This window comes from Mycobacterium sp. (assembly GCF_049280035.1).
Classification (GTDB): Bacteria; Actinomycetota; Actinomycetes; order Mycobacteriales; family Mycobacteriaceae; genus Mycobacterium.
This window is the reverse complement of the sequence record NZ_JBAPPI010000142.1, coordinates 1-8,694: the sequence shown is the minus strand read 5'-3', so window position 1 is coordinate 8,694 and position 8,694 is coordinate 1. Positions and strand designations below refer to the sequence as shown.

The following is an 8,694-nucleotide window of genomic DNA, read 5'->3' as shown; positions in this document are numbered from 1 at the left end:
GATCGTGAACTCGCCCAGGTCTACTACAGCGAAATCAACAATCTGCCCGACGAAGACCGTCGCCGGCTGCGCCGAAAACAGCGGTTGTACCTCGAAGAGTGGGTGCACCTGATCAGCGAGCTGCGCGCGGACCTGTCTGACGCTGACGCACGCACCATCGTGCACGCCGCGGTCGGCGCGATCCAGTCACCGCTATTCCACAACACGGGCCTGGCGGCGGACCGGCTGCGCGAGCTGCTCACCGCTGCCGCGCGCGCGATTTTGCGCATCGGCCACCAGCCGCGTATGGCTACTCGGTAGGCCGCCCGCGCCCACGAGCCGAGCTCGGCCGAGGTTCGTTCGGCGCCATGTTGATCGGCGCTTGCTTAGCCCGTTGCGTCCATCGCCGGCGTACCGAGCTCAGTCGACCTGCAGTATCGTTGCGGTGCGGCTGGCGCTGACCAATGCTGTGCGGGCACCTGCGATTTGATTGATCGCGGTGCCGCGCAGCTGACGAACCGCTTCCAGGGTCAGATTCAGTCCGTGAATGTAGCCTTCGCCAATCAGCCCGCCGTTGGTGTTGCACGGCAGTTGACCCTCTGGTCCGAGTTGCCCATCGGCGACGAAGTCCTTGGCCTCACCGAAGCCGCAAAATCCCAGGCCCTCAAGCTGCATCAGCAGCATCGGCGAAAACGCATCGTAGATCAGCGCAACATCGATATCGTCACGCGTCACATCGCAGCCTCCGAACAACGAACGGGCAACAACGACCGAGCTGTCCATGATCGCCAGGTTCGGCGTGTAGTGATCGGTGGCGATCTCCTCCTCAAAGAGTCCCGCGCTGGCGACTGCGGCAATTCGCACGTGCGCCAAGGTATCGGCGGCTCGATCGGCGTGGGTGATGACCAACGCCGCGGAGCCGTCGGTCTCCTGGCAACAGTCGAACAGTCGGATACCCGGCTCGGCCACCCAGCGCGACGCCTGATGGTCTTCCAATGTGATCGGACGGCCATAAAAGTGGGAGTTCGGATTGGCCGCCGCATAGTCACGGAACTGGACCACGGCCCTGCCGAAATCTTTGCTGGTCGCCCCTGAATCGTGCATATACCTCGTGACGTTGAGGGCCATCCACGACGCCGGTGTGAAGATGCCGTAGGGCATGCACCACTGGACGGCCGTCGTACCGGCGTGATTGAAGCCCGCTTGCGGCCTCGCGTCGGCTCGACCGAATCTTCGGCCCGACCGCGCCTTGATCGCCCGGTAGGCGACGACGACGTCTGCGGCACCCGAGGCCACCGCGGCCGCCGCGTGTTGCACTACGCCCTGCGATCCTCCCCCACCGTAGGGAACGCGGCTCGACCATTTGATCTCCCGGAAGCCGATGGCGCGGGCCAGTTCCGTCTCCTCCACCGGATCAACGGTGTAGCTGACCAGTCCGTCGACGTCGCCAGGAAGGAGTCCGCAGTCGGCCAGGGCGGACGTGATCGACTCGCAGGCCAACTGGGTCTCGCTTCGACCGGCCGCCTTGGAGTACTCCGTCTGGCCGATCCCCACAATCGCCGTCCCATCGGCGAACTCCGCGCTCACGACTCCCGCCGGGGTTCGAACACAGGCAACGCCATCTCGTCGTCAATCTCGACGAATGTCACCGAAAGCGCCATTCCGATGGCGAGGTCGTTCGGATCGATGTTGACGACATTGGTCACGAACCTCAAACCCTCCTCGAGTTCGACGACAGCAGCCACAAGCGGGTAGGTGAACGCCGGGTGCTGGGGGTAATGAAGGAGGGCGTAACTGTAGAGCGTCCCCCGCCCCGATAACTCGACCCATTCGTGGTCCAGCGACCGACAATTGGGGCACATCGGTCGTGGAGGATGGTGTAGCTGACCGCAGCCGTTACAGCGTTGAGCAACGAACCGGCGCTGCGACGCGGCGATCCAAAATCCCTCGTTGTCATCGGTGACAACCGGAGCAGGGCGCGGCAACATATTCACACCTCCCGCAGCGGTCTCGATGAGCGGAACGCAAGCCACCCACTCCGGCTGCGTTGCTCCGGGGTTGTTGCCGCGGTCACATAGCAATTACTATGCGGGAAATCTAACACGCGCGTGCGACGCATCCAAGGAGTAGCGGGCCGAAGGTTGACGTACGCGAATCGGACGGCGATGATGCTGCTGACATAGCAGCCGCTATGTTTCGTCGATCGGGCTCACAGGAGTAAATGTGCGGGTGCGTCGGTTGAACAGGGTCGAACTGCTGCTGCCGGCAGAGGACATTCCGGACGCAGTGCAGGTTTTCAATGATGCTCTGGGAGGCCATCTCCCTGAGCCTGAGGACCTGGACGACGTGAAAGTGCGTACAACGACCGACTTCGCGATGGGTATCGAGCTGTTCGGGCCCCTGGATGACACAAGCCCATTAGCAGGGGTTTTCGACAGGAAGCCGCGACGCGGCTCCATCGGCCCGATCGTCTGGGAGGTCGAAGACCTTGATGCAACCCGCGCTTTTGTCGAAAGTCAGGGCTACGGTGTTGTCTACGAGTTCGGCTCGCCCGGCCAGCGCCAGATCCATCTTGACGAGGACCAGCTGTTTGGATTCGGGATTACTTTCACCGAGCAAAGCCGCGAGGATGCGGGCTCGCCCATGAGTTTCGGAGCCAAGTTTCAGCGAGTCGAATTGATGGTCGACGGCGAGCATATAGAGTCCGCACGCGAGGCATTCGCTGAGCTGTTGGGCGCGTCATTCTCACCGACGCGTCATTACCCGGGGCCCGACATTCTGTCATCGACCGACGATTTCGTGGGGCTCGAGCTTCTGGCGCCCGCGTCGGCGACAAGCCAGATTGCGCCGCTGTTCCAAGCCAAAGGTCGGGGTGGAATCGGACCGCTGGTGTGGAAGGTCGACGATCTCGACGAGGCCACCAAAGCAATCGTCGACCGCGGCTACGGCATTCAGTATAAATTCGGTGAGCCAGGGGGGCGGCAAGTGCATTTCGATGCCGGGCAGTTCTTCGGATTCGGCGTCACGATCACAGAACGTGAGCTGGGTCAACAGCTTTAGCCAAATTCACCCGCAAATGCCCAAGGCAACGGCACGGGTGTCGCGTGGCGGGATGACGGATCCCAGTCGCCGGTCTTGGACAGCCGCGGTCGCATTTGCTGTTATCGGCAAATTAGTTATTACGGATTTACTAACTTATCAGCACGGGTCATCGTGATCCGGGCGCTGTGGAAGGGTTCCACGGATGGCCTTGCGCGTTGCACTGTCTGTGCGACGCAGGCTGTGCGGGAAGCGATATATGCGATGTTTCTTAGGATGAGCGCTGTACCTTCGAAACCTCAGCGCTCGGTGCCGCGCTGGCTAATCGGGGTGATTCTTACCGTCCCCTTTCGGTTAGGTCCGCTTTCGTTTAGTGTATGGGGATTCACTAACCGTGTTCGTTTCCAGTTTGACCTCAAAGGGCGGCGATGACAGTCCTGACATCGGAGGTGGATGTCACCTCCGAGACCTATCTGAAGAACCACGAGGTACAGTCCGCCGCGGTGGCCGCGCTCAATGAGCAGCTGCAGCTCGTGGCCGCCGGTGGTGGGGACCGGTATGTCAAGCGCCACCACGACCGCGGCCGGCTGCTGGCGCGCGAACGCATCGAGTTGCTCGTGGACCGCGACGCACCATTCATGGAGCTCTCGGCGCTGGCTGCCTGGGGTACAGAGTTCAATGTCGGCGCCGCGATTGTCGCCGGCGTCGGGGTGATCAGCGATGTCGAGTGCATGATCATCGCCCACGATCCGACGGTGCGCGGCGGCACCATGAACCCCTACACCCTGCGCAAGAACCTGCGCGCACTGGAGATCGCGCGCGTCAACCGCCTGCCGGTGGTGTATCTGGTCGAGTCCGGGGGCGCCGATCTGCCCACCCAGTCAGACCTTTTCGTTTACGCCGGCAAGATCTTCCACGACCTGACCGAGCTTTCGGCAATGGGCATCCCCAGCATCGCGCTGGTCTTCGGCAACTCCACCGCCGGCGGCGCCTACGTGCCCGGCATGTGCGACTACGCGGTACTGGTGGATAAGCAGGCCAAGGTGTTCCTTGGCGGGCCGCCGCTGGTGAAGATGGCCACCGGCGAGGACGCCGACGACGAGGCGCTCGGCGGTGCCGACATGCACACCCGCGTCTCAGGCCTGGGCGACTACTTCGCAATCGACGAAGTCGACGCAATCCGTATCGGTCGCGATATCGTCGCGCACCTCAACTGGCGCAAGCTCGGTCCCGGCCCCAGCCAGCCTGCCGACGAGCCGCTCTACGACGCCGAGGAGCTGCTGGGCATCGCTTCGGGTGACTCGCGCGTCCCGTTCGACCCACGCGAAGTCATCGCCCGCATCGTCGACGGATCCCGGTTCTCTGAATACAAACCGCGCTGGGGCACCAGCATCGCCACCGGCTGGGCCTGCATCCACGGTTTCCCCGTCGGCATCCTGGCCAACACCCGAGGGGTGCTGTTCAGCGAGGAGTCAAAGAAGGCAACCGAATTCATTCTGCTGGCCAATCAGACCGACACCCCGTTGATCTTCTTGCAGAACGTTACCGGCTACATGGTCGGCACCGCATACGAGCAGGGCGGCATCATCAAAGACGGCGCCAAGATGATCAACGCCGTCACCAACAGCACCGTGCCGCACATCACTATCAACATGGGTGGTTCCTTCGGCGCCGGCAACTACGGCATGTCTGGGCGGGCCTACGACCCGCGGTTCATGTTCAGCTGGGTCAACGCCAAGCTCGCGGTGATGGGTGCCGCGCAGCTGGCGGGCGTGCTGTCGATCGTCGCCAAGGCGGCCGCCGCGGCCGCCGGGCGCGAATTCGACCACGGGGCCGACGCGAAGCGCACCGCCGAAATCGAGGAGCAGATCGAACGTGAATCGCACGCGTTCTTCGTCTCCGCCCGTATCTACGACGACGGCGTGATCGACCCCCGCGACACCCGCTCTGTGCTCGCCATGGCGCTGTCGGCCGCCCACTCCAACGTTGTTGCAGGGCGCCGCGGTTTCGGCGTCTTCAGGATGTGAAACCGTGATCACCAAACTGCTCATCGCCAACCGCGGCGAGATCGCGGCGCGCATCATCCGCACCGCACACGCGATGGACATCGCCACCGTCGCGCTGTTCTCCGACGCCGACCAGTACGCCCCCTACGTCGCGCAGGCCGACGAGTCCGTGCACCTGCGCGGCACGGCGCCTACCGACACCTACTTACGCTCAGATCTGGTGCTGGCCGCTGCCGCGCGCACCGGCGCCGACGCCGTACACCCCGGCTACGGTTTCCTTTCGGAGAACGCCGATTTCGCGCGTGCCTGCGCGCACGCGGGCGTGGTGTTCGTCGGGCCTAGCCCACAGGCCATCGACGCGATGGGATCCAAGATCGCGGCCAAAGAGATGATGCGTGCCGCGGGGGTACCCGTGCTGCCCGGTGCGACAGTGGGATCCGAGCGGGACGAGGACCCTGAAGCGTTGCGCGCGGCGGCCGGCGTCATCGGCTATCCGATTCTGGTCAAAGCCGCATTCGGCGGCGGTGGCCGCGGCATGCGAATTGTGCGCGACGAAGCGCAACTGATCGACGCCGTCACCAGCGCGCACAGCGAAGCGGCCTCGGCGTTCGGTGACGGCACCGTCTTCTTGGAGAAGTTCGTCGAGGCGCCCCGCCACATCGAAGTGCAGATCTTCGGCGACAGCCACGGGACTGTCGTGCACCTGGGCGAGCGGGAATGCTCGATCCAGCGCCGCTATCAGAAGATCATCGAGGAGGCTCCGTCGACTGCCGTCGACCAGGCGCTGCGCGACGAGCTGGGCCGTGCCGCGGTGGCCGCCGGCAAGGCGCTGTCCTATGAGGGTGCGGGCACCGTCGAATTCGTTATGGCCCAGGACGGTTCGTTCTACTTCCTGGAAGTCAACACCCGGCTGCAGGTCGAACACCCCGTCACCGAACTGGTGACCGGCATCGACCTAGTCCGCGCGCAACTGCTCGTCGCCTCCGGTGCGCCGCTGCCGCCCGAGATGCTGGACAGCACCTCTACCGGGCACGCCATCGAGGCCCGGCTGTATGCCGAAGACGTTGCGGCGGAGTTCATTCCCGTGTCGGGAACCCTGACGACGCTGGAATTCCCGCAGTTCGACGGCATCCGCGTAGACGCCGGATTCACCTCCGGCTCGCACGTCAGCACCTTCTACGACCCGATGCTGGCCAAGGTCATCGGCTACGGCGCGACCCGCGATGAGGCCTGCAGCCGGCTCGCGCGCGCGTTGCGCGACACCCGGGTGCACGGCGTGACCACCAACCGCGACCTGTTGGTCGGGATTCTCGGTGAGGCCGAATTCCGTTCCGGCGCCATCGATACCGGATATCTCGAACGACACGACCCTGCTCAGTTGACGGCTCCTCGGAGCAGCGGGACCGCGGTGCGCAACCACGCCCTGGTGGCCGCGCTGGCCGCCCAGGCGGCCCGGCGCGCGCAGACCGCGGTGCTGCCCGGCTTGCCGTCGGGCTGGCGCACCCTGTCCTGCCAGGACCAAACGGTGTCGTATGCGCTCGGCGAGGACACTGTCGACGTCAGCTACCGATTTGACCGGGGTCGGCTGAGCGCGGCAGTGGACGGCGAATCGCGCGAGGTACGGATCCTGAACGCCTCGGCCACGCTGGTCGACGCCGAGATCGACGGCGTGCGCCGCCGCTATGCGGTGACGCGCTGCGGCGCAACGCAGTACATCGACAGCGCGCTGGGTTCGACCACCTTGGTCGAGGTCGAGCGATTCCCCGACCCCACCGCACCGACCGAAGTCGGCTCGCTGCTGGCCTCGATGCCCGGCACCGTCGTGCGCGTGGCGGTCGGCGAAGGCGACACGGTCGCGGCGGGCACGCCGATCGTGGTGCTGGAGGCCATGAAGATGGAGCACACCGTACGAGCCCCGGCCGACGGAGTCGTCACCTCGATCCCGGTCACTCAAGGCCAGCAGGTCGATTCGGGCGCGGTGCTGGCCGTCGTGCAAGGCGAAGAGCAGTGAGCGTCAGCTACCAGGTCCGCAACGGCGTCGCCTGGTTGACCATCCAGCGGCCCGAGGCACGCAACGCGCTGAACAAGGCGGTGCGCGATGGCCTGTTCGACGGCGTCCGCACCTTCAACGCCGACGACACCGCCAAGGTCCTGGTGCTCACCGGCGCGCCGCTGTCGGCCGCGCGCGCCCACGAGATCGGGTTCGTCAACCGGCTCGCCGAGCCCGACGAACTCATCGAGGTCACCCAGGCGCTGGCCGAGCAGATCGCCGCCAACGCGCCGCTGTCGGTCGCCGCCAGCAAGCAGACCGCCGCCCTGACCGCCGAGCATCCGCTGAGCACGGCTTACAAACTTGCCGAAACTCTCTGGGCGCCAGTCTATCTCAGCAACGACGCCCAGGAGGGCCCGCGTGCGTTCAACGAGGGACGCCCCCCGCGATGGAAAGGAGCCTGATGGGCCTGGACTACCCCGGTCTGCTCGCCGATCTGCAGCACGAGTCCGACCGGCTGATCGAGCACCTCGACGGCCTGGCCTACGAGCAGTGGCGGCTGGCGACGCCTGCCGCGGGGTGGAGCATCCAGGACCAGGTCTCGCACCTGGCGTTCTTCGACGACGCCGCCCGGCTGGCGATGACGACGCCCGACGAGTTCCGCGGCCTGGCCGACGCATTGACCACCGGCGGCATGGACTTCCCCGACCGGATCGTCTTGCAGCACCGCAACCTCACCCCCGAGGCATTGCTGGCCTGGTTTATCGAGGCGCGCCAAGACCTGCAGGGCGAATTCGCCGGCGAGGACCCCCGTCGGCGGCTGCCGTGGTTCGGGCCCGATATGAGTGTGGCGTCCTCGGCGACCGCCCGACTGATGGAGACCTGGGCACACGGTCACGACATCTACGAGGCCCTGGGTGTCGAGCACCCGCCCAGTCCCGGGCTGCGCAACATCGCCCACCTGGGCGTGACTACGTTCGGATTCGCCCACACGATCAACGGGCTCGAGGTGCCCGGCGACTCGGTGCGCGTCGAACTGGTTTCCCCCGACGGGGACAGCTGGACCTGGGGCCCGGACGATGCCGCCAACCGGGTTAGCGGTCCGGCGCTGGACTTCGCGCTCACCGTGACCCAGCGCCGGCACTGGACCCAGACCGCACTGCAAGCCCAGGGGACGGTCGCATCGCGCTGGCTTGACATCGCCCAAGCGTTCGCCGGGGCGCCGACGCAGCGGGCGCCACGTTGATGAAGCGCCCGGTACGCATCGCCAACACCTCGGCGTTCTACGGTGACCGGCTCGCGGCCATGCGTGAGCTAATCGCCGCCGCCGACGTCGACGTCATCACCGGGGACTATCTGGCCGAGCTGACCATGCTGATCCTCTGGAAAGCCAAGCAGCGGGATCCCGAAAGCGGTTACGCCCGAACCTTTCTCACCCAATTCAAACAGGTCGTCAACGAGTGCGCGGCACGTGGGGTCAAAGTGATCACCAACGCCGGCGGGCTCAACCCGGCGGGAATGGCAGACGCGGTGCGCGCCGTCGTCGCCGACGCCGGTGTGTCATTGAGCGTCGCCTACGTCGGCGGCGACGACCTGATGCCACAACTTGCCGCCATGCGCGCCGCCGGAACGCCGTTCACCCACCTCGACAGCGGTGCCGACCTTTGCACTGCCGGCGCT

The 8,694-nt window shown here is 65.4% G+C and carries 8 protein-coding genes and 1 pseudogene; 7 read left to right on the top strand and 2 right to left on the bottom strand.

Annotated features, from left to right (window positions below; translation table 11 throughout):
* A pseudogene (locus tag WAN71_RS04635) lies at positions 1 to 300 on the top strand (TetR/AcrR family transcriptional regulator); the annotation flags it as partial.
* A 99-nt stretch (positions 301 to 399) separates the two neighbouring features.
* On the opposite strand, the gene WAN71_RS04630 reads toward WAN71_RS04635, so the two are convergent.
* Positions 400 to 1,566 carry a thiolase C-terminal domain-containing protein gene (locus tag WAN71_RS04630; protein ID WP_422224206.1) on the bottom strand — a complete coding sequence of 389 codons (1,167 nt, stop codon included), beginning with the start codon at positions 1,564 to 1,566 and terminating at the stop codon, positions 400 to 402.
* Complete coding sequence (locus WAN71_RS04625) at positions 1,563 to 1,967, bottom strand: Zn-ribbon domain-containing OB-fold protein (RefSeq protein WP_422224205.1); 405 nt, start codon at positions 1,965 to 1,967, stop codon at positions 1,563 to 1,565. The genes WAN71_RS04630 and WAN71_RS04625 overlap by 4 nt, the downstream gene beginning before the upstream one ends.
* Before the next feature lie 235 nt (positions 1,968 to 2,202).
* On the opposite strand from WAN71_RS04625, the gene WAN71_RS04620 reads away from it, so the two are divergent.
* From WAN71_RS04620 to WAN71_RS04595, 6 genes are all read left to right on the top strand, one after another.
* Positions 2,203 to 3,039, top strand: coding sequence for a hypothetical protein (locus WAN71_RS04620; RefSeq protein ID WP_422224204.1), 837 nt, complete (start codon positions 2,203 to 2,205; stop codon positions 3,037 to 3,039).
* A gap of 407 nt (positions 3,040 to 3,446) precedes the next feature.
* On the top strand, positions 3,447 to 5,045 hold the full coding sequence (locus WAN71_RS04615) for an acyl-CoA carboxylase subunit beta (RefSeq protein WP_422224203.1): 1,599 nt from the start codon (positions 3,447 to 3,449) through the stop codon (positions 5,043 to 5,045).
* Between the two features lie 4 nt (positions 5,046 to 5,049).
* Positions 5,050 to 7,035 carry a biotin carboxylase N-terminal domain-containing protein gene (locus WAN71_RS04610; RefSeq protein WP_422224202.1) on the top strand — a complete coding sequence of 662 codons (1,986 nt, stop codon included), beginning with the start codon at positions 5,050 to 5,052 and terminating at the stop codon, positions 7,033 to 7,035.
* Positions 7,032 to 7,478: an enoyl-CoA hydratase-related protein gene (locus WAN71_RS04605; protein WP_422224201.1), complete on the top strand. Its 447-nt coding sequence runs from the start codon at positions 7,032 to 7,034 to the stop codon at positions 7,476 to 7,478. The genes WAN71_RS04610 and WAN71_RS04605 overlap by 4 nt, the downstream gene beginning before the upstream one ends.
* Positions 7,478 to 8,260 carry a TIGR03084 family metal-binding protein gene (locus tag WAN71_RS04600; RefSeq protein ID WP_422224200.1) on the top strand — a complete coding sequence of 261 codons (783 nt, stop codon included), beginning with the start codon at positions 7,478 to 7,480 and terminating at the stop codon, positions 8,258 to 8,260. Before WAN71_RS04605 ends, WAN71_RS04600 begins: the two co-directional genes overlap by 1 nt.
* Positions 8,260 to 8,694: acyclic terpene utilization AtuA family protein (locus WAN71_RS04595; RefSeq protein ID WP_422224199.1), on the top strand; the 435-nt coding region annotated here is incomplete at its 3' end. The genes WAN71_RS04600 and WAN71_RS04595, both read left to right, overlap by 1 nt.

Coding starts and splice junctions, on each gene's coding strand:
- WAN71_RS04615 (WP_422224203.1), top strand. CDS start 3,447: ATGACAGTCCTGACATCGGAGGTGGATGTCACCTCCGAGACCTATCTG.
- WAN71_RS04625 (WP_422224205.1), bottom strand. CDS start 1,967: ATGTTGCCGCGCCCTGCTCCGGTTGTCACCGATGACAACGAGGGATTT.
- WAN71_RS04600 (WP_422224200.1), top strand. CDS start 7,478: ATGGGCCTGGACTACCCCGGTCTGCTCGCCGATCTGCAGCACGAGTCC.